The organism is Bradyrhizobium sp. (assembly GCF_052389815.1).
Taxonomy (GTDB): domain Bacteria; phylum Pseudomonadota; class Alphaproteobacteria; order Rhizobiales; family Xanthobacteraceae; genus Bradyrhizobium.
In genome coordinates this window covers 20,538-38,538 of record NZ_JBQTHN010000028.1, presented here as the reverse complement: position 1 = coordinate 38,538, position 18,001 = coordinate 20,538, and the positions used below count along the sequence as shown (strand labels likewise).

Genomic DNA, 18,001 nt, shown 5'->3' with positions numbered 1-18,001 from the left:
TCTCTCATTGCAAACGTGCGTTCAGCGCGCTGATGCGATCCTGCCAGAACGCACTTGCGGTGCCGAACACGTTGTAGCCGACATGGGAGGAAACCTTGATGCGGTCGAGAATCGACAGCTCGGTCACGGTTTCCATGCGATTGGTGCGGGGATCATAGACGATCAGCTGCAGCGGAGTTTGTTCCAGGATAAACCGCGAAACGGTATGTTTGGGGTCGTTGCCGTGCTCCTCGCACAGGATCACGCTGTCCTCCTTGAGGAGCCGCGCGCCGCCCTTGATCGCATCGATCTCGACGCCCTCGACGTCGAGCTTGACCAGGAATTTTCCGCCGGCGGAAATCCTGCCGTCGTCGAGCAGATTGTCCAGCGCGATGACCGGCACTTCCTCGCCGTCGTCCTGGCTACCGGCGATGCTGAACGCCTCGTGCTTGGTGCCGGACAGACGCGCGGTACCGCGTGCGGCGCCGATCGCGCACTTCATCACTTCAAAGCGGTCGTTGTTGAGCCTGGCGTTGTTGGCGAGCTTCGGGAAATTCGCGCCCGACGGCTCCACCGCGATCGCCTTGTGTGCACCATAGGGCTTGCTCGAGACCAGCACCGACCAGTAGCCGTAATTGGCGCCGCAATCGAGCAACGTGTAGTCGACATCGGCGGAGGCGTGGAACAGCAGATCGAGCTCGTCTTCGTAGGAGAAAGTGCGGTTGAGCAGCTTGCTCCAGTAGCCGTCGCCATAGGGAAAGGCGAAGGTCGCATCCTCGTTCAGCTTGATCTCGATGTCGCGCTGGGGAAGCGCCTTGCGCAGCAGATTGGCGCAGCGGTTGTAGCCGCGATGCGAAAAGTTCGACGAAATCTTCGATCCCAGCGTCAGCGCGACGGCGGCAAGCCGCTCCCACGCGTTCGCGCCTTCCAGCACGCCCGAAGCCCGGTCAAACTGGATGGGCGGCGTCGCCATCACCGATCGACCTCTCCGAACACGATGTCGAGCGAGCCGAGGATGGCGGAGACGTCGGCGAGCAGATGGCCCCTGCAGATATGGTCCATCGCCTGCAGGTGGGCGAAGCCCGGCGCGCGGATCTTGCACTTGTAGGGCTTGTTGGTGCCGTCGGAGACCAGATAGACGCCAAACTCGCCCTTCGGCGCTTCCACCGCGGCGTAGACCTCGCCGGCCGGCACGTGAACGCCCTCTGTGTAGAGCTTGAAGTGATGGATCAGCGCTTCCATCGATCGCTTCATCTCGCCGCGGCGGGGCGGCGCGATCTTGTTGTCCTCGACGACCACCGGCCCCTGCCCTTCGGGCTCGCGGAGCTTGCCGATGCACTGCTTCATGATGCGCACGGACTGGCGCATCTCCTCCATGCGGAGGCAGTACCGGTCGTAGCAGTCGCCGTTCTTGCCGATCGGGATGTCGAAATCCATCTCGTCATAGCATTCGTAGGGCTGCGCCTTGCGCAGGTCCCATGCCGCGCCCGAGCCGCGCACCATCACGCCCGAGAAGCCCCACTCCCAGGCTTCCTTCAGCGTGACGACGCCGATGTCGACGTTGCGCTGCTTGAAGATGCGGTTACCCGTGAGCAGCGTCTCGAGGTCGGCGACGACCTGTAGGAACGGATCGCACCACGCCTCGATGTCGTCGATCAGTTTCGGCGGCAAGTCCTGATGCACGCCGCCGACGCGGAAGTATGCCGCATGCATGCGCGAGCCGGAGGCGCGCTCGTAAAACACCATCAGCTTCTCGCGCTCTTCGAAACCCCACAGCGGCGGGGTCAGCGCGCCGACGTCCATTGCCTGCGTGGTGACGTTTAGCAGATGCGACAGGATGCGGCCGATCTCGCTATAGAGCACGCGGATGAGCTGACCACGCCGAGGCACCTCGATGCCGAGCAGCTTTTCCGCCGCCAGGCAGAAAGCGTGCTCCTGGTTCATCGGCGCGACGTAGTCGAGCCGATCGAAATACGGAATCGCCTGCAGGTAGGTCTTCTGCTCGATCAGCTTCTCGGTGCCACGATGCAGGAGCCCGATGTGGGGATCGACGCGTGCGACGACTTCGCCGTCCAATTCGAGCACGAGGCGAAGCACACCGTGCGCGGCGGGATGCTGCGGGCCAAAGTTGATCGTGAAGTTACGCAGGTTCTGAGGCTGTTCATTCATGGTCAGGCCTTCGGCTCCGCCTTCTCGTCGCCCGGCAGCGGATAGTCGGCGCCTTCCCAGGGCGAGAGGAAATCGAACTTGCGGAATTCCTGGTTGAGCCGCACCGGCTCGTACAGCACCCGCTTCTCCTGGTCGTCGTAGCGCACCTCGACGAAGCCGGTGAGCGGAAAGTCCTTGCGCAGCGGATGGCCGTCGAAGCCGTAGTCGGTGAGGATGCGGCGCATGTCGGGATGGCCGGTGAAGATCACGCCGTAGAGGTCGTAGGTCTCCCGCTCGAACCAGTCGGCGCCGGGAAAGACGTCGATGATCGACGGCACCTGCGTGGTCTCGTCGGCCTCGGCGCGGACGCGGATGCGGGTGTTCAGCGTCGGCGACAGCAGGTGATAGACGACGTCGAAGCGCTTCTCGCGGCCGGGATAGTCGACCGCGGTGACGTCGGTGATGTTTACGAAGCGGCAGGATTGATCGTCGCGGAGGAATTTCACGACATCGACGATCTTCTCGGCCTTCACGTCGATGGTGAGCTGGCCAAACGCCACCGAATGGCCGGCGGCGGCGGCGCCGAGCGCGCTAACAATCGTCTGCCCAAGTGTGTCGAGCTTGCCGTCGTCCATGACCCAAAACCTTAACGTTCGATGGTGCCGATGCGCCGGATCTTCTTCTGCAGAAGCAGCACGCCGTACAGCAGCGCTTCCGCCGTCGGCGGGCAGCCAGGCACGTAGACATCGATAGGCACGATGCGGTCGCAGCCGCGCACCACCGAGTAGGAGTAGTGATAATAGCCGCCGCCATTGGCGCAGGAGCCCATCGAGATGACGTAACGCGGCTCCGGCATCTGGTCGTAGACCTTGCGTAGCGCAGGGGCCATCTTGTTGGTCAGCGTGCCCGCGACGATCATCACGTCGGACTGCCGGGGCGAGGCGCGCGGGGCGAAGCCGAAGCGCTCGACGTCATAGCGCGGCATCGATACCTGCATCATCTCGACGGCGCAGCAGGCGAGCCCGAAGGTCATCCACATCAGCGATCCGGTGCGCGCCCAGGTGATGAGATCATCGGCGGCGGCGACGAAAAAGCCCTTGTCGGATAGCTCGTGATTGACCTCGAGGAAAAACGGATCGCTCGCGCCGACCGGCTTTCCGGTGGCGGGATCGAGAATGCCCTTCGGCGCCGGCGCGATCGCCGGCGAGGCCGCAGTGATGCCGGTCTGGCTCAATCCCATTCGAGCGCGCCTTTCTTCCATTCATACGCGAAACCGACCGTCAGGACGGCGAGGAACACGAACATCGACCAGAAGCCGGTGGCGCCCAGCTTTCCGAACGCCACCGCCCACGGGAACAGGAAAGCCACTTCGAGGTCGAAGATGATGAAGAGGATAGCCACCAGGTAGAAGCGGACATCGAACTTCATGCGGGCGTCGTCAAAAGCGTTGAATCCGCATTCATAGGCAGAGAGTTTTTCCGCATCCGGCTGCTGGTAAGCAACCAGGAACGGGGCGATGAGAAGCGCAAGGCCGATCAGGCTCGCGACCCCGATGAACACCACGAGAGGCAGGTAATTCTGAAGGATGCCGGTCATCGGCCACGCCTTTTCCCGCGGCCGCGCCGAGGCCGCAGATTCGCTGATTGGAATTGTTCTTGAGGCTTAGCGCAGCGCAACAGGGCGCGCAAGGCGAGCAATTTCGGCGCATTCACCGCCCTTCAAGGGGTCGGCTCCACTGCCCGCGCCGGCACTTTATTGCCTCTCCAATCCAACGCCCGGGTGTCCGATCGGTGCCCGAATTCGCGGTGACAATTCGATCGCGAGCGGCCCCTCGACCCGATCGAGCTGATGACCTCCGGTTGCCCATGGCACGCCGATGGGCGCGTTGATGCGGCGCTACCTGAAGCCCGGTTGGGCTCGCCTTGGACACTGCCGATATCCCCAGAATAGTCAGCTCGGCATCGTGATGGGCGTGTCGTTCGATCCGAACGCGCCGCCGGTCGAGTTCGAAGCGAGGAATTTCATCGGCAAGGCGTAGCGGAAACCGTATTTAGCGGCCGCAGGAAGGCCCAACCATCCCGAAAGCCCGGCAAATCGGCCGAAAAGCCGGCCCGATGAAACCATTTTGCCGGAACCGCGAAACGATCCTGAAACAGATCGGGATTACCTATTCGAGCCATAGAGGCGGCACAGTCCGCCGGGAGGCTCAGATGAACCACTCCATTCATTCAGCTGATAAGGCGACCCACCTGAAGATCGTGGTTGTCGCGCTCGTGGCCGGCATTGCAGTGGCTGCGCTCGGTATTTCCGCCCGTACCAGCGTCGATTATTCCCAGACCGCCCAGGTCGTGAAGGCCGGCAAGCCGGTGGTGGTCACCAGTTCGGACCTGTCCAAGGTCCAGTAAGCCGGGCGCGCTCTCGCGCCACGAAAAGCGGCCGCCTTCGGGCGGCTTTTTTGTTGCGGCGAGTTATCTGGAGAGGGAACTAAGCCATTGAAAAGATGGCGCGAGAGACGGGACTCGAACCCGCGGCCTCCGCCGTGACAGGGCGGCGCTCTAACCAACTGAGCTACTCCCGCGAATTGCCGAATTCAGCCGATCCGCGCAGGATCGAGGGCATAAAGGCGTCCCCCCGGTTAGTCAAGGCAAGTTGCAAATGCCGGCGCCGAATGGGCGTTTCCCGCGCGAATCGCGGCCGGACCGGTCCGGCTCTTCCCTTGAAAACGACATGGTCAGTCGGCCCCCGAATCGAATAGGCCTCCGTTGTCCTGGTTTCCTGACCAAGGTTCCAAGGGAAGGCCGAGATGGCGAAGAAAGCAGCTAGCCCCACCACCGTGACGCTGAAGCATCTGGCGGCGGAAATTGCCGATGACCAGGACATGTCCAAGAAGCAGGCCGAGATCATCCTCACCGATCTCGTTGCGCGGATCACGAAGCATCTGAAAAGGGGCGAGCGCATCCGCATCGTGGGCCTCGGGATTCTCCGGGTGCGCCGGCGCGCCGCACGCATGGGCCGCAACCCCGCCACCGGCGAGCCGATCCCGATCAAGGCGAGCAAGAAGGTCGCCTTCCGCCCCGCCAAGGAGCTGGCGGAAGCGATCTGAAGCGGGCCGCCGGGCAGTGACGGTGTCACCCGGCTCGGGTTGCGCGCCGGAGTTGCGCCGTTTTTGCTATACAGGCCCGCCCTCACCTTCCAATGCTGCAAGCGGATTTCATGGCCCTCGACTTCAAGCACAATGTCACCGAGCGCTTCCTGCGCTATGTCGCGATCGACACCCAGTCGGACCCGTCTTCTCCGACTTGCCCTTCCACCGAGAAGCAGAAGAACCTCGGCCGCCTGCTTGCCGCCGAGTTGAACGCGCTTGGACTTGCCGACGCCCATCTCGACGAGCACGGCTATGTCTACGCGACGATCCCGGCGACGACTTCCAAAAAGGTGCCGGTGATCTGCTTCTGCTCGCACATGGACACGTCACCGGACTGCAGCGGCGCCGGCGTCAAGCCGCAGATCGTGCGGAACTACCGCGGCGGCGACATCGCGCTGCCGGCCGATCCCGCGCAAATTATCCGCCTCGCCGAGCATCCGGAGCTTGCCAACCAGATCGGCAACGACATCGTCACATCAGACGGCACCACCCTGCTCGGCGCCGACAACAAGGCGGGCATCGCCGAGATCATGGATGCGGCCGAATTCCTGGTGCGCAATCCGCAAGTCAAGCACGGCACCATCAAGATCCTGTTCACGCCGGACGAAGAGATCGGCCGCGGCGTCGACAAGGTCGACCTGAAGAAGCTCGGCGCCGACTACGCCTACACCATGGACGGCGAGAGCGCCGGCACCATCGAGGACGAGACTTTCTCGGCCGACGGCGCCGCCATCATCATTCAGGGCGTCAGCGCCCATCCCGGCTTCGCCAAGGGCCGGATGGAGCATGCGATCAAGATCGCGGCGGCCATCGTCGACCGCCTGCCGAAGGACACCTGCTCGCCGGAGACCACCGAGGGCCGGGAGGGTTTCCTGCATCCGACCGGCATTGAGGGCGCGCTGGAGAGCGCGCGGATCGATCTCATCGTCCGCGACTTCACCGGGCAGGGCTTGGTGCAGAAGGAAGCGCTGCTGGAATCCATCGTCCAGGACGTGATGAAGGACTATCCGCGCTCGACCTACAAAATCGAGGTCAAGCCGCAATACCGCAACATGAAGCAAGTGATCGACCGCCACCCCGAGATCGTCGACTACGCGGTCGAGGCGATCCGCCGCGCAGGGCTAAAGCCGGTGAAATCCTCGATCCGCGGCGGCACCGACGGCTCGCGGCTGTCGGCCATGGGCCTGCCCTGCCCCAACATCTTCGCCGGCGAGCACGCCTTCCATTCGCGCCTGGAATGGGTCAGCCGGCAGGACATGGAGAAGGCCGCCGAGACCATCGTGCACCTGGCGATGATCTGGGAAGAGCGGGCGTGACAGGCCCCAAACCCAAAATCGCGAAAACAACCCCATGCAAAGTAGAAATGGGGCTCAGGAAGCGCTCGCGGTCACCAGCCAGATCGCGCCCGGCAGCAGCACCGACTGCCCCTTGGCGAACGGCGCCAGCGCCTCGCGGATCGACTGGATCGCCGCTGCGACCACCTCGGGCGGATGGCCTTCCAGCGCGCGGCTGGCCGGCCCGATCTCGAGCGCGCCCTGCACGGCCGCTTCCAGCCCCTTGCCCACGGCAATGTCGAAGGTGAGCGGGCAGGTTTCCATCGCAATGTCGGTGAAGCCGGCCTCGCCGAGGATGCGCCTCACCCGCGCTTCGTCGGCGAACGCGAACGGCCCGGGGTCTTCCGGGCCGAGCTGCGGCAGCTTCGGCACGTGCTTGTAGACCGCCATCAGCGGCGCCATCATCCAGCCGTTCTGGCGCGGCTCGCACCAGCAGGCGAAGACCAGCCTGCCCTTCGGCCGCAGCGCGGCGCGCAGGTTGCGGAACGACAGCACGGGATCGGCGAAGAACATCACGCCGAAACGCGACACCAGCACATCGAAACTTGCGGGATCGAAGGGATAGACGGTGGCGTCGGCCAGCACGTAGTCGGCCGGCAAACCCTTGTCCGTCAACTGCCGCGCCCGCTCCAGCATCGGCACGGAGATGTCGATGCCGAGCACATGGCCGGACGGAGCGACTTGTCTGGCCAGCGCCATGGCGATCGCGCCGGTGCCGCAGCCGATGTCGAGGATGCGCTGGCCCGGCTGTGCCGCCACGCGCGCGATCAGCGTTTCCGTGACCGGCGCCAGCAGGACGTCCTGCGCGGACTGCCGGTCGGTCCAGTGCCGGCCGGCGACCCCGTTCCAGTATGCGATCTGGTCGGCGTTGCGATCGTGGCCTTCAGGAAGAGACATGAATATCCTGCATCAAGCTTTCCAGCCTATAAGTCAAAGTATTGCTCCCTCATTTGCTCGCAAGCCCCGTCAAGTCCTGGGAAAAGCGCTCCAGCAGTGATACCCATCATGGCGAGTTCTTGCATAATCTGACCTCTCTCACTCGTCGGGAGGTCCACCACTCGAAGGTACTTCTTCGCGGTTCGGCGCTCTTGCCAACCAATGAATTCCTCTATGTCATCCAAGTTGGTCACAGATGAGAGAGCTTGTTGAGGCATCAGCCGCGGGTTGTTGATCGCGAGCGGGTTCAAGAACGTAAAGTGAAGTGGAGCTGGGCTGATCAACTGCACCTTCGGATGATCACTGTTCCACTCGCGCAAATCATGCATGTAGATCCTTGCAAAGGCATCAGACCTTTGAGCTGCCTTGGATAATCTCCTGAATGCAAAGAAGGCCGCGATGTACGGAGAAAACGTCCAGTCCAATAGTGGGGTCGGATAGCCGTGGTGTTGGACCAAGCTGTGAAATGCAGCATTCTCAAGCGGATCGCCGAGTTTGAAGTGATGAGAAGTGATGCTGCTTAAATGAGTATGGAGCTGGGGAATATCGGCATTTACAAATTTCAGTAGATCGAAACGACCGCAGCGATGAAAATAGGTTCTCAAGCGCCATTTGTTGCTTTCATGTCCGCGAAAGACATATCTGCGCGGCTCCAATGAAATAGTATGCTCTTTGAACGCCGCCCAACTAACGATGTTCGGCTCAGGGATTCGCTCAGAAGGCGCCGAGGCTCTGCTGGCGGCCAGTTCGGCACTGCCCGCCGTCCCAATGGGTGTCTGCCAAGAAAGGTTCAGCTTGCCATGGGAATATTCCCATTTGGTATTTAGATCGGGGCTCAATTCAACGCCCGGATACTTTGCCTTGACCTGGTTCCACTCTTCAATTTGGCCGTTGGGGCCCTCGATGGGCTTCACATGGAGATTTAGGTCGAAAGTGGAAACATTCTTCGGCGCGCGAACATGAGCCCATAGGGATGGCTGAGACGGAGTGCTCGAGTAGGCGAACGCAGACCCTTCCCAGTGATTCCCGACGTCATCCAGTTCGATGATTGCCACTCCTTCACTGGTACCTCGGAACGCACCGATCCATTGCCCTCGCATCTGGATTTTTCCCAAAGTCAAGTGTGGCGAACATGGCCTATTGCCCGTCGGAAGACGTCAGAAAGGCCATTTCCAGAATGTGACGGAGCTGTTGATCCCCTGCGAAGCGGAAATCGCCCTCAGTTCGCCCCGGTCTTGGTCTTCTTGGCCGGAGAAGTCTTGGCTTCGGGAGTCTTGGCTTCCGGCTTCGCATCGCTGCGCACGTTGCCCCAGGGATCGGCCTGCTTCTGCGCCGGGATGTTGCCGAGCGAACGCCTGTAGGCCGCCTCGGCCTCCTTCTCGGCCCTGATCTCCTGGGCCGTCTTCTCCTTGTCCGGCTCGCCGTAGCGCTGGACCGGCTGCTGCGCCTGGCCGAACGCCGGGCCGGCGAGGAAGGCGACGATCACTGCTGCGGCGACGACTCTCATTGACAGCTCCATTGCTCGGCATTTCGGCTCGCGGAGCCTGAACGCTTCCCGGCGACAGTCCGCCTTCGTTGCTTCGCAACTCCGGCGCGACAGCCTTCGCCCTTCGCGCTCCGGCTCGCCGAGCCGAAGCCCGCAGGGCGAAGGCTGGTGGGCGGCTACGGATTCGAACCGCAGACCCTCTCGGTGTAAACGAGATGCTCTAACCAGCTGAGCTAGCCGCCCTCGCCTCCTGTTTAGCGCCGCCATACGGACCAGCGCAAGCGCGCCAGAACGCCAGAGCGGGAACGGCGCCCGAAGGGCGCCGCTTACGTCATATTTGCGTCGGTTTGCCCCAGGCATCGGTCACTCCGCCTGCGCCGAGCCTTGGATGAACCACCGCCACCCAATCGCGCCACGATTGGCCTATGCTCCCCCCATGCAGATGAGCGGAGTGTACATTATATGGTACAATTACCACATAATGTACGGCAGGCGCTCACGGCTTCATCAAGAAGCCCCAGAAGACGCCCGATGAAGAATTGACCATGGCGCGCAAGCGAAAAAGAATTCGAAGCTTGAAAGAGGCTCCGATGGCCAAGGCCAAGAAAAGGAAATCGCCCCGCTCGCCGGCCAAGCTGAGCGCGCTCGACGATTCTCTGAACGAAGACAGCAAGCTCGAAGAGTTTCAGGCCGCAGCCATCAAGGAAGTGCTGGCGTGGCAGATCGCAGAAGCCATGAAGGCCAACAAGATAACCCGCAGCGGCTTGGCTACGCGCATGAAAACCAGCCGCAGCCAGATCGGTCGCTTGCTAGACCCGAAGGATGGCAACGTAACCCTTGCGACATTGCAGCGGGCTGCGCGGATGGTGGGGCGCTCATTGCGGCTGGAGCTGGTTTAGCCAACGACAAACACAGCTGCTGCGGGGGCTTGACGATTCGGCCATTGAGTCCCATGTTAATTACAAATGGATCGGGCTTTCTCGGTCGGCGTCGTGGCTCTGGGCAACCGGGGCCTTTCGCTTTTTAGGGGAAGATTTTCAGGCCGTAGCCTGTTGCATTGCCCTTGCCGTCCCTCCTGAGTTTCCGTTCGATAATGTCGTAGGCCCGGTTTGGCTGGTCAGGCGCGATAACGCGTCGCGCAATCGGCTGCGCAACCAAGTCAGCGAATTGTAGGCCGGTCGAGTTGTGCTTCTTATCCATGAAGCGGATATCGAGGTTCGGCATCTTGCCGGCCTGGTTGTTGCCGTCGCAGATGCGCCGAAACTCCAGCTCAAGCTTTGCGTCCTCTTTGGCTCCCCGGCGCTCGACCAGCAAATGAGTGGTCTTGTCTCCCTGCCCGAGATCTCGCAGAAAGTAGAAAAGCCGTTCCATGCAAAACACGAGAGCGATCTCGTAAGGATCTCGCGGCTCAGTGTACTTCTTCTTGTGAGCTATCTTATCGATGACAGCCGCGATGACCGTAAAGGGTGCCGCCTCAATTGCCTTGTTCACCTGATCGATGAATGCAGTGCGCGCTCGAGCCTCGCGCAAGATGACGAAATCGCCATGTTGCTTTCTGATCTCGTACCCCCGCAGCACGACAGCGTCGTGTCCCCAAAACTCAAATTTCAGACGCTGAACACTGGGCACGACCGTGTCGACGAAATCGGATTTCTTGAAAATGCAGAACGCCAGCGAGAACACCGGGAAATGGGGGTCGATGGATCGCAGGCTATGGTCGCCGCTCTCGTCGACATAAACGATGTAATCGCTAAATGGCATGCAGCATTTTACTACGGCAACCCAGGATCGGCGACCCGAGAATTCCCGCATTGAAGCGGAAACGGACTTCCACAACACGCAGAAGCCAGCCCGAAGCTGCCCTGCCGCTGCTATCGCAAGAGCCCTTGATTTCTGCAACACGCCGCCGATCTCGTCACCCGAATGGGAAGCTCGATAGATCACGGGAAAGTTGCTCTTGCTTAGCGACTGAATCGGTTCAGTCGCAACGAATGGCGTCATTCGCGCTTGCTTGAACGCACAATCTGACGGCGCATGCCTTGGCCGCGCAAGCCTGCTCCTAACAAAAACGGCACCCCTCGGGGTGCCGCTTCCGTCACAATTGCGTCGCTTTGCCGCTCAGTGCGCCGTCAGCCCGCCGGCCGCTTCGTCGCCGCCGTCCGGCTTGACCGACACCTTGGTGTCTTCTTCCCAGACGATCGGCGTGGGCGTGCGGACCAGCGCCTTGGCAACCACCTCGTCGAGGCGCGCAACCGGGATGATGTCGAGGCCGCCCTTGATCGCATCGGAAATCTCCGTGAGATCCTTGGCGTTGTCCTCGGGGATCAGCACCGTCTTGATGCCGCCGCGGGCGGCCGCCAGCAGCTTCTCCTTGAGGCCGCCGATCGGCAGCACCCGGCCGCGCAGCGTGATCTCGCCGGTCATCGCGACATCGTGGCGGACCGGGATGCCGGTCATGACCGAGATGATCGCGCTGGCCATGGCGACACCCGCGGACGGGCCGTCCTTCGGGGTAGCGCCTTCCGGCACGTGCACGTGGATGTCGCGGCGGTCGAACATCGGCGGCTCGATGCCATAGACGATCGCGCGGGAGCGGACGTAGGACGCCGCCGCGGAGATCGATTCCTTCATGACGTCGCGCAGATTGCCGGTGACGGTCATCTTGCCCTTGCCGGGCATCATGACGCCTTCGATCGTCAGCAGCTCGCCGCCGACATCGGTCCAGGCGAGGCCCGTGACGATGCCGACCTGGTCCTCGCTCTCGATCTCGCCGTAGCGGTACTTCGGCACGCCGAGGAACCCTTCCAGAGTCTTCTCGGTCACCTTCACCGACTTCTTCTTGGAGAGCATCAGCTCCTTCACCGCCTTGCGGGCGAGTGTGGAGAGCTCGCGCTCCAGATTACGCACGCCCGCTTCGCGGGTGTAGCGGCGGATCATCAGGAGCAGCGCGTCGTCGTCGATCGACCATTCCTTGGAATCGAGGCCGTGCTTGGAGACGGCGTTCGGGATCAGGTGCTTGCGCGCGATCTCGACCTTCTCGTTCTCGGTATAGCCGGCGATGCGGATGATCTCCATGCGGTCCATCAGGGGGCCCGGAATATTCAGCGTATTCGCGGTCGTGATGAACATCACGTTGGAGAGATCGTAGTCGACCTCGAGGTAGTGGTCGTTGAAGGTCGAGTTCTGCTCGGGGTCGAGGACCTCGAGCAGCGCCGAGGACGGATCGCCGCGGAAATCGGCGCCCATCTTGTCGATCTCGTCCAGCAGGAACAGCGGGTTCGAGGTTTTCGCCTTGCGCATCGACTGGATGATCTTGCCGGGCATCGAGCCGATATAGGTGCGGCGATGACCGCGGATCTCGGCCTCGTCCCGCACGCCGCCGAGCGAGACGCGCACGAATTCGCGCCCCGTCGCCTTCGCGATCGACTTGCCGAGCGAGGTCTTGCCGACGCCGGGAGGCCCGACCAGGCACAGGATCGGCCCGGTCAGCTTGTTGGCGCGCGACTGCACCGCGAGATACTCGATGATGCGGTCCTTGACCTTCTCCAGGCCATAGTGATCGTTGTCGAGCACTGTCTGCGCGGCCTCGAGGTCCTTCTTGACCTTGGACTTCTTGTTCCACGGGATCGACAGCAGCCAGTCGAGATAGTTGCGCACGACGGTCGCTTCCGCGGACATCGGCGACATCTGGCGCAGCTTCTTCAGCTCATGCTGCGCCTTCTCGCGCGCTTCCTTCGACAGCTTGGTCTTGTTGATCTTGTCCTCGAGATCGGCGAGCTCGTCCCGGCCCTCGTCGTCGCCGAGCTCCTTCTGGATCGCCTTCATCTGCTCGTTGAGGTAATACTCGCGCTGGGTCTTCTCCATCTGGCGCTTGACGCGCGAGCGGATGCGCTTCTCGACCTGCAACACCGAAATCTCGCTCTCCATCAGCCCGAGCACCTTCTCCAGGCGCTGGGTGACCGACAGCGTCTCCAGGATGCCCTGGCGATCGGCGATCTTCACCGCAAGGTGCGAGGCGACGGTGTCGCCGAGCTTGCCGAAATCGGTGATCGACTGCACCACGCCGACGACTTCGGCGGAGATCTTCTTGTTGAGCTTCACATAGCTTTCGAAATCTGACACGACCGAACGCGCCAGCGCTTCCGCCTCGACGGACTCGGCGTCGGTGTCGGCGAGCGCGACCGCGGTCGCCTCGTAATACTCCGTCCGCTCCGTGTATTTCTCCACGCGGGCACGCGCGAGACCCTCGACCAGCACCTTAACGGTGCCGTCGGGAAGTTTTAGCAGCTGCAGCACGCTGGCCAGCGTTCCCGTCTCGTAAATCGCATCGGGCGCCGGATCGTCATCGGACGCGTTCTTCTGCGTCGCGAGCATGACCAGCGCGTCGTTCTTCATCACCTCTTCGAGGGCGCGGATCGATTTCTCGCGGCCGACGAACAGCGGCACGATGTTGTGCGGGAAAACGACGATGTCGCGCAGCGGCAGCACGGGATAGGCGTGCGTCTCGCCGTGGACGATGGTTGGCCGGGGTTTTGAGGTCGTCATGGCCTAGCTTCCTTTTGTTGTGCCCCCTCGCACGCAGTCCGCATTGAGCGCAACTGCCACAAGGTGCCGGATTTCCGTTCATTTGGCCCCTACAGAACCTCATGTTCGGGTCGTTTTTAATGACGAATCTCAAGAATGAGCCCCGCCATCGATAACATTAGGTGGCTATCGGGTACGGGGGTGTCAAGTCACTGAAAAAAGCCCGCAAATCGGGCCTCACGCGCAGCAACGCTTACGCTGTTACCGGCTGCGGGACGCGCCCGCAGCACCGCTTCCAGGGAACGAAACAGACCTTCCGGCGGCACCCGGTCAGGCGCTCGCCGAGCTTTCCACCGCGCGGTCGGAGCGGTCCGCATAGATGTAGAGCGGACGCGCCGTTCCTTCGACCACTTCGCGCGAGATCACGACTTCCTCGACGCCTTCCAGGCCCGGGAGATCGAACATGGTCTCGAGCAGGATGCTCTCCAGGATCGAACGCAGGCCCCGCGCGCCGGTCTTGCGCTCGATCGCCTTGCGGGCGACCGCGCCAAGCGCCTCGTCGGCGAAGGTCAGGTCGATATTCTCCATCTCGAACAGCCGCTGGTATTGCTTGACCAGCGCGTTCTTGGGATCGGTGAGGATCTTCTTCAGCGAAGCCTCGTCGAGGTCTTCCAGCGTGGCGACGACAGGTAGACGGCCGACGAACTCCGGGATCAGGCCGTATTTGAGCAGGTCTTCCGGCTCGACATGGCGGAAGATCTCGCCGGTGCGGCGGTCTTCCGGTGCCAGCACCTGGGCGGCAAAGCCGATCGAGGTCGAACGGCCGCGCGCGGAGATGATCTTCTCGAGGCCCGAGAACGCGCCGCCGCAGATGAACAGGATGTTGGTGGTGTCCACCTGCAAGAATTCCTGCTGCGGATGCTTGCGGCCGCCCTGCGGCGGGACCGAAGCCACCGTGCCTTCCATGATCTTCAGCAGCGCCTGCTGCACGCCCTCGCCCGACACGTCGCGGGTGATCGAGGGGTTGTCGGACTTGCGGCTGATCTTGTCGATTTCGTCGATATAGACGATGCCGCGCTGGGCGCGCTCGACATTGTAGTCGGCGGCCTGCAACAGCTTCAGGATGATGTTCTCGACGTCCTCGCCGACATAGCCGGCTTCGGTCAGCGTCGTCGCGTCCGCCATGGTGAAGGGCACGTCGAGGATGCGCGCCAGCGTCTGCGCCAGCAGCGTCTTGCCCGAGCCGGTCGGACCGATCAGCAGGATGTTGGACTTCGCCAGCTCGACGTCGTTGTGCTTGGTCTGATGGTTGAGCCGCTTGTAGTGGTTGTGGACGGCGACCGAGAGCACCTTCTTGGCGTGGCTCTGGCCGATCACGTAGTCGTCCAGCACCTTGCAGATTTCCTTCGGAGTCGGAATGCCATCGCGCGACTTGACCAGCGAGGATTTGTTTTCCTCGCGAATGATGTCCATGCAGAGCTCGACGCATTCGTCGCAGATGAAGACCGTGGGGCCTGCAATCAGTTTGCGGACTTCGTGTTGGCTCTTGCCGCAGAACGAGCAGTACAACGTGTTCTTCGAGTCGCTCGTACCGACCTTACTCATTCTTGTCTCCGTCCGCCGTTCGAACCCTTGCTCGATCGACCCATTCCGGCACTAACCGGTTGTTAGGGTTTAGATAGAGCAAATTCCGTACCAAAAAAGGGTCTCACGCTTCACACACCATGCGAATCACGGTTTCTTCGAATCCCCCGTGGATCATAACTGATCCCACACAGCCAACCATGCTGACACCCGACTATCAAGAATTCGCTAATCGGGCGTCGTCCGCCAGACCGTGACAATACCGTGATTTCCCGCGTTCGTACGGTATGATACGCGCGAAATAGCGCCAGCGTTGCGCTATTGCCACGCACCAAAAGAGCACGAAAGCGGAACTTTCTGCCTCAATGCGGGCGCCGGGATTCTGTGCCCGCCAGACCTGCCGGGTCCGCCGAGAGCTGGCGCAGCGAGTTGGCTCAGGCGGCCTTCGCCGAGGCAGGATCTTCCGGCCGCTTGTCGATCACCTTGTCGACGAGGCCGAACGCCTTGGCATCGTCGGCGGTGAGGAACTTGTCGCGCTCCAGCGCGTCCTCGATCGCCTTGTAGGTCTGGCCGGTGTGCTTCACGTAGATCTCGTTGAGGCGCTTCTTGAGATTGAGGATCTCCTGCGCATGCAGCATGATGTCGGTGGCCTGGCCCTGGAAGCCGCCGGAGGGCTGGTGCACCATGATGCGCGAATTCGGCAGCGAGAAGCGCATGTCCTTTTCGCCGGCGGCGAGCAGCAGCGAGCCCATCGAGGCCGCCTGCCCCGTGCACAGCGTCGACACCGGCGGTCGGATGAACTGCATGGTGTCGTAGATCGCAAGGCCCGACGTCACCACGCCGCCCGGCGAATTGATGTACATCGAGATTTCCTTCTTGGGATTGTCGGCCTCCAGGAACAGGAGCTGCGCCACGACCAGCGTCGACATGCCGTCCTCGACCGGACCGGTCACGAAGATGATGCGCTCCTTGAGCAGGCGCGAGAAAATGTCGTAGGCGCGTTCGCCGCGATTGGTCTGCTCGACGACCATCGGCACGAGGTTCATGTAGGTTTCAACGGGATCGCGCATGGGTCACCTTGAGTGATGCTGGGTAAGGACTGTACGCACAGATATGGGTCGAATTCCCGGCCGGCAAGCCCGGGTCATCGACGCCGCAGGCACGCCAGTTCAAGCCGATTCGGGACCGCCGGCCTAGCGAGCTATGCCCTCGCAGGGCCGGTTTCGCCGCTCATCCTTAACGGTAACTGTCGCCATCAGGCGGCAGTCTTCTCGTCTTCCTCTTCCTTGAACAGGTCCTCGCGCGTGACCTTCTTCTCGGTCACGTTGGCGAGCTCGAGCAGGAAGTCGACCACCTTGTCCTCATAGATCGGTGCACGAAGCTGGGCGAGCGCATTGGCGTTGTTGCGATAATAGTCCCAGACTTCCTTCTCGCGGCCCGGCATCGAGCGGGCGCGCTCGATCACGGCGCGGCTGACCTCCTCGTCGGTGACGGTGATCTTGTTCTTCTCGCCGATCTCCGAGAGCACGAGCCCGAGGCGAACGCGGCGGTCGGCGATCTTCTGGTACTCTTCCTTGGCCGCTTCCTCGGTGGTGTTCTCGTCGGCAAAGCTCTTGCCGCCCGATTCCATCTCGGCCTTGATCGAGTTCCACATCAGATTGAACTCTTCTGAGACCAGCGAGGGCGGCGCCTCGAACTTGTGGCTCTCGTCGAGGGCGTCGAGCAGCGCGCGCTTGACGCGCTGGCGGATCGCGCCGGCGAACTCGGCCTTCAGGCGCTCGCGCGCGGCTTCCTTCAGCTTGTCGAGCGATTCGAGGCCGAGCGACTTGGCGAACTCGTCGTCGATCACGGTCTCGCCGGGGGCTTCGATCGCGGTCGCCGTTGTCTCGAACTCCGCCGGCTGGCCGGCGAGCTTCTCGCTCGCATAGTTCTTCGGGAACGACACCTTCACGGTGCGGGTCTCGCCGGCGCCGATGCCGATCATCTGGTCCTCGAAGCCGGGGATGAACTGACCGGAACCGATCACTAGCTGGATGCCCTCGCCGGTGCCGCCGTCGAACGCGACGCCATCGATGGTGCCCTTGAAATTGATGGTGACGCGGTCGCCGGTCTCGGCCTTGGCGCCCTCGGCCTTCGCCGCATAGGGACGGCTCTGGTCGGCGATGCGCTTGACCGCATCGTCGACGTCGCCGTCGGTGACCTCGACGACGGGCTTCTCGACATTGAAGCTCTTGAAGTCGGCAAGCGCGATCGGCGGCACCACCTCGATCGCCACCGTGTAGGTGAGATCGGTCTTGCCCGAGAGCAGCTCTTCGACTTCCTTCGCCTCGGTCGGCATCGTCACCTTGGGCTCGGACGCGAGGCGAAAGCCGCGCTCGGTGAAGATCTTGGTGTTGGCGTCGCGGATGGTCTCGTCGATGGTCTCGGCCATGACGGAGCGGCCGTAGATCTTCTTCAGATGCGTCACCGGCACCTTGCCGGGACGGAAGCCGTTGAGGCGGACCTTGTCCTTGAGATCGACGAGGCGCGCGTCGGCCTTGGCGTCGAGATCGGTCGCGGGAACGCTGACCTTGAATTCGTGCTTCAGTCCCTCGGAAAGGGTTTCGGTGACCTGCATCGTCGTCTTCTTCCGCGTTCGTCCGGCGCTCATCGAGCCGGAGATTGTCAAAATGTTCGGCGCCGGCCGGATGGCCTGGCGCCAGTGGTCTTGGCGAACCAACATCCCCGTACGGGGAAAAGGTCCTCCGGAAATCGTCGGGCAAACGCCTGAAAGCGCTTGGTGCGGGCGGAGGGACTCGAACCCCCACAACTTTCGTCACTGGAACCTAAATCCAGCGCGTCTACCAGTTCCGCCACGCCCGCTTG

Annotated in this window: 18 protein-coding genes and 3 tRNA genes; 5 read left to right on the top strand and 16 right to left on the bottom strand. The window is 62.2% G+C overall.

What is annotated here, in order from left to right; genetic code table 11:
- Positions 1-4: 4 nt before the first annotated feature.
- From ACT4OC_RS06320 to ACT4OC_RS06300, 5 genes are read right to left on the bottom strand one after another with little or no spacing between them, the layout of a single operon-like run.
- Positions 5-952, bottom strand: a complete 948-nt coding sequence (locus tag ACT4OC_RS06320; protein ID WP_444838106.1) for an FkbM family methyltransferase — start codon at positions 950-952, stop codon at positions 5-7.
- A complete protein-coding gene (locus ACT4OC_RS06315; RefSeq protein WP_444838105.1) occupies positions 952-2,148 on the bottom strand; it encodes an NADH-quinone oxidoreductase subunit D in 1,197 nt (398 codons plus the stop codon). The genes ACT4OC_RS06320 and ACT4OC_RS06315 overlap by 1 nt, the downstream gene beginning before the upstream one ends.
- A gap of 2 nt (positions 2,149-2,150) precedes the next feature.
- Entirely contained in the window at positions 2,151-2,762 is a 612-nt protein-coding gene (locus ACT4OC_RS06310) for an NADH-quinone oxidoreductase subunit C (protein ID WP_444838104.1), read from the bottom strand.
- A gap of 11 nt (positions 2,763-2,773) precedes the next feature.
- The gene (locus tag ACT4OC_RS06305) at positions 2,774-3,367 is read right to left on the bottom strand and encodes a NuoB/complex I 20 kDa subunit family protein (RefSeq protein WP_444838103.1); all 594 of its coding nucleotides are present in this window, start codon (positions 3,365-3,367) and stop codon (positions 2,774-2,776) included.
- Positions 3,358-3,723, bottom strand: a complete 366-nt coding sequence (locus ACT4OC_RS06300) for an NADH-quinone oxidoreductase subunit A (RefSeq protein ID WP_444838102.1) — start codon at positions 3,721-3,723, stop codon at positions 3,358-3,360. Before ACT4OC_RS06300 ends, ACT4OC_RS06305 begins: the two co-directional genes overlap by 10 nt.
- Positions 3,724-4,003: 280 nt before the next feature.
- Here ACT4OC_RS06300 and ACT4OC_RS06295 point away from each other — a divergent pair, with 280 nt between their 5' ends.
- Both ACT4OC_RS06295 and ACT4OC_RS06290 read left to right on the top strand, forming a co-directional pair.
- Positions 4,004-4,165 carry a hypothetical protein gene (locus ACT4OC_RS06295; RefSeq protein ID WP_444838101.1) on the top strand — a complete coding sequence of 54 codons (162 nt, stop codon included), beginning with the start codon at positions 4,004-4,006 and terminating at the stop codon, positions 4,163-4,165.
- A gap of 172 nt (positions 4,166-4,337) precedes the next feature.
- Positions 4,338-4,532, top strand: coding sequence for a hypothetical protein (locus ACT4OC_RS06290; protein ID WP_444838100.1), 195 nt, complete (start codon positions 4,338-4,340; stop codon positions 4,530-4,532).
- Positions 4,533-4,628: 96 nt separating this feature from the next.
- Here the strand turns inward: ACT4OC_RS06290 and ACT4OC_RS06285 are convergent.
- A tRNA-Asp gene (locus ACT4OC_RS06285) sits at positions 4,629-4,705 on the bottom strand.
- Positions 4,706-4,930: 225 nt separating this feature from the next.
- On the opposite strand from ACT4OC_RS06285, the gene ACT4OC_RS06280 reads away from it, so the two are divergent.
- Together ACT4OC_RS06280 and pepT are read left to right on the top strand one after the other, a co-directional pair.
- Positions 4,931-5,230 (top strand): HU family DNA-binding protein, encoded by a 300-nt coding sequence (locus tag ACT4OC_RS06280; RefSeq protein WP_444838099.1) that lies wholly within the window; start codon positions 4,931-4,933, stop codon positions 5,228-5,230.
- A gap of 110 nt (positions 5,231-5,340) precedes the next feature.
- A complete protein-coding gene (pepT, locus tag ACT4OC_RS06275) occupies positions 5,341-6,588 on the top strand; it encodes a peptidase T (protein ID WP_444838098.1) in 1,248 nt (415 codons plus the stop codon).
- 54 nt (positions 6,589-6,642) lie between these two features.
- On the opposite strand, the gene ACT4OC_RS06270 is transcribed toward pepT, so the two are convergent.
- The 4 genes from ACT4OC_RS06270 to ACT4OC_RS06255 form a co-directional block, all read right to left on the bottom strand.
- Positions 6,643-7,503, bottom strand: coding sequence for a class I SAM-dependent methyltransferase (locus tag ACT4OC_RS06270; RefSeq protein ID WP_444838097.1), 861 nt, complete (start codon positions 7,501-7,503; stop codon positions 6,643-6,645).
- 26 nt (positions 7,504-7,529) lie between these two features.
- On the bottom strand, positions 7,530-8,642 hold the full coding sequence (locus ACT4OC_RS06265) for an FRG domain-containing protein (RefSeq protein WP_444838096.1): 1,113 nt from the start codon (positions 8,640-8,642) through the stop codon (positions 7,530-7,532).
- A gap of 119 nt (positions 8,643-8,761) precedes the next feature.
- Positions 8,762-9,049, bottom strand: coding sequence for a hypothetical protein (locus tag ACT4OC_RS06260; protein WP_444838095.1), 288 nt, complete (start codon positions 9,047-9,049; stop codon positions 8,762-8,764).
- Positions 9,050-9,194: 145 nt separating this feature from the next.
- Positions 9,195-9,271, bottom strand: a tRNA-Val gene (locus tag ACT4OC_RS06255).
- A gap of 347 nt (positions 9,272-9,618) precedes the next feature.
- On the opposite strand from ACT4OC_RS06255, the gene ACT4OC_RS06250 reads away from it, so the two are divergent.
- Positions 9,619-9,927 carry a Fis family transcriptional regulator gene (locus ACT4OC_RS06250; protein WP_444838094.1) on the top strand — a complete coding sequence of 103 codons (309 nt, stop codon included), beginning with the start codon at positions 9,619-9,621 and terminating at the stop codon, positions 9,925-9,927.
- A gap of 124 nt (positions 9,928-10,051) precedes the next feature.
- Here the strand turns inward: ACT4OC_RS06250 and ACT4OC_RS06245 are convergent, their stop codons facing one another.
- From ACT4OC_RS06245 to ACT4OC_RS06220, 6 genes are all read right to left on the bottom strand, one after another.
- Positions 10,052-11,029 (bottom strand): DUF3800 domain-containing protein, encoded by a 978-nt coding sequence (locus ACT4OC_RS06245; protein WP_444838093.1) that lies wholly within the window; start codon positions 11,027-11,029, stop codon positions 10,052-10,054.
- A gap of 117 nt (positions 11,030-11,146) precedes the next feature.
- The gene (gene lon / locus ACT4OC_RS06240; protein ID WP_444838092.1) at positions 11,147-13,573 is read right to left on the bottom strand and encodes an endopeptidase La; all 2,427 of its coding nucleotides are present in this window, start codon (positions 13,571-13,573) and stop codon (positions 11,147-11,149) included.
- Between the two features lie 309 nt (positions 13,574-13,882).
- A complete protein-coding gene (gene clpX / locus ACT4OC_RS06235) occupies positions 13,883-15,157 on the bottom strand; it encodes an ATP-dependent Clp protease ATP-binding subunit ClpX (RefSeq protein WP_346359326.1) in 1,275 nt (424 codons plus the stop codon).
- A 413-nt stretch (positions 15,158-15,570) separates the two neighbouring features.
- Positions 15,571-16,206, bottom strand: a complete 636-nt coding sequence (locus ACT4OC_RS06230; protein ID WP_291610870.1) for an ATP-dependent Clp protease proteolytic subunit — start codon at positions 16,204-16,206, stop codon at positions 15,571-15,573.
- Positions 16,207-16,391: 185 nt separating this feature from the next.
- The gene (tig, locus tag ACT4OC_RS06225; RefSeq protein ID WP_444838091.1) at positions 16,392-17,753 is read right to left on the bottom strand and encodes a trigger factor; all 1,362 of its coding nucleotides are present in this window, start codon (positions 17,751-17,753) and stop codon (positions 16,392-16,394) included.
- Positions 17,754-17,913: 160 nt separating this feature from the next.
- Positions 17,914-17,998, bottom strand: a tRNA-Leu gene (locus ACT4OC_RS06220).
- Positions 17,999-18,001: the final 3 nt, after the last annotated feature.

Bases quoted from the DNA above. Each gene is read 5' to 3' on its own strand.
- ACT4OC_RS06280 (WP_444838099.1), top strand. From the start codon at position 4,931: ATGGCGAAGAAAGCAGCTAGCCCCACCACCGTGACGCTGAAGCATCTG.
- ACT4OC_RS06250 (WP_444838094.1), top strand. From the start codon at position 9,619: ATGGCCAAGGCCAAGAAAAGGAAATCGCCCCGCTCGCCGGCCAAGCTG.
- lon (WP_444838092.1), bottom strand. From the start codon at position 13,573: ATGACGACCTCAAAACCCCGGCCAACCATCGTCCACGGCGAGACGCAC.
- ACT4OC_RS06305 (WP_444838103.1), bottom strand. From the start codon at position 3,367: ATGGGATTGAGCCAGACCGGCATCACTGCGGCCTCGCCGGCGATCGCG.
- ACT4OC_RS06260 (WP_444838095.1), bottom strand. From the start codon at position 9,049: ATGAGAGTCGTCGCCGCAGCAGTGATCGTCGCCTTCCTCGCCGGCCCG.
- ACT4OC_RS06320 (WP_444838106.1), bottom strand. From the start codon at position 952: ATGGCGACGCCGCCCATCCAGTTTGACCGGGCTTCGGGCGTGCTGGAA.
- ACT4OC_RS06245 (WP_444838093.1), bottom strand. From the start codon at position 11,029: ATGACGCCATTCGTTGCGACTGAACCGATTCAGTCGCTAAGCAAGAGC.
- ACT4OC_RS06315 (WP_444838105.1), bottom strand. From the start codon at position 2,148: ATGAATGAACAGCCTCAGAACCTGCGTAACTTCACGATCAACTTTGGC.
- ACT4OC_RS06295 (WP_444838101.1), top strand. From the start codon at position 4,004: ATGGGCGCGTTGATGCGGCGCTACCTGAAGCCCGGTTGGGCTCGCCTT.
- pepT (WP_444838098.1), top strand. From the start codon at position 5,341: ATGGCCCTCGACTTCAAGCACAATGTCACCGAGCGCTTCCTGCGCTAT.
- ACT4OC_RS06290 (WP_444838100.1), top strand. From the start codon at position 4,338: ATGAACCACTCCATTCATTCAGCTGATAAGGCGACCCACCTGAAGATC.
- ACT4OC_RS06270 (WP_444838097.1), bottom strand. From the start codon at position 7,503: ATGTCTCTTCCTGAAGGCCACGATCGCAACGCCGACCAGATCGCATAC.
- tig (WP_444838091.1), bottom strand. From the start codon at position 17,753: ATGCAGGTCACCGAAACCCTTTCCGAGGGACTGAAGCACGAATTCAAG.
- ACT4OC_RS06300 (WP_444838102.1), bottom strand. From the start codon at position 3,723: ATGACCGGCATCCTTCAGAATTACCTGCCTCTCGTGGTGTTCATCGGG.
- clpX (WP_346359326.1), bottom strand. From the start codon at position 15,157: ATGAGTAAGGTCGGTACGAGCGACTCGAAGAACACGTTGTACTGCTCG.
- ACT4OC_RS06230 (WP_291610870.1), bottom strand. From the start codon at position 16,206: ATGCGCGATCCCGTTGAAACCTACATGAACCTCGTGCCGATGGTCGTC.
- ACT4OC_RS06265 (WP_444838096.1), bottom strand. From the start codon at position 8,642: ATGCGAGGGCAATGGATCGGTGCGTTCCGAGGTACCAGTGAAGGAGTG.
- ACT4OC_RS06310 (WP_444838104.1), bottom strand. From the start codon at position 2,762: ATGGACGACGGCAAGCTCGACACACTTGGGCAGACGATTGTTAGCGCG.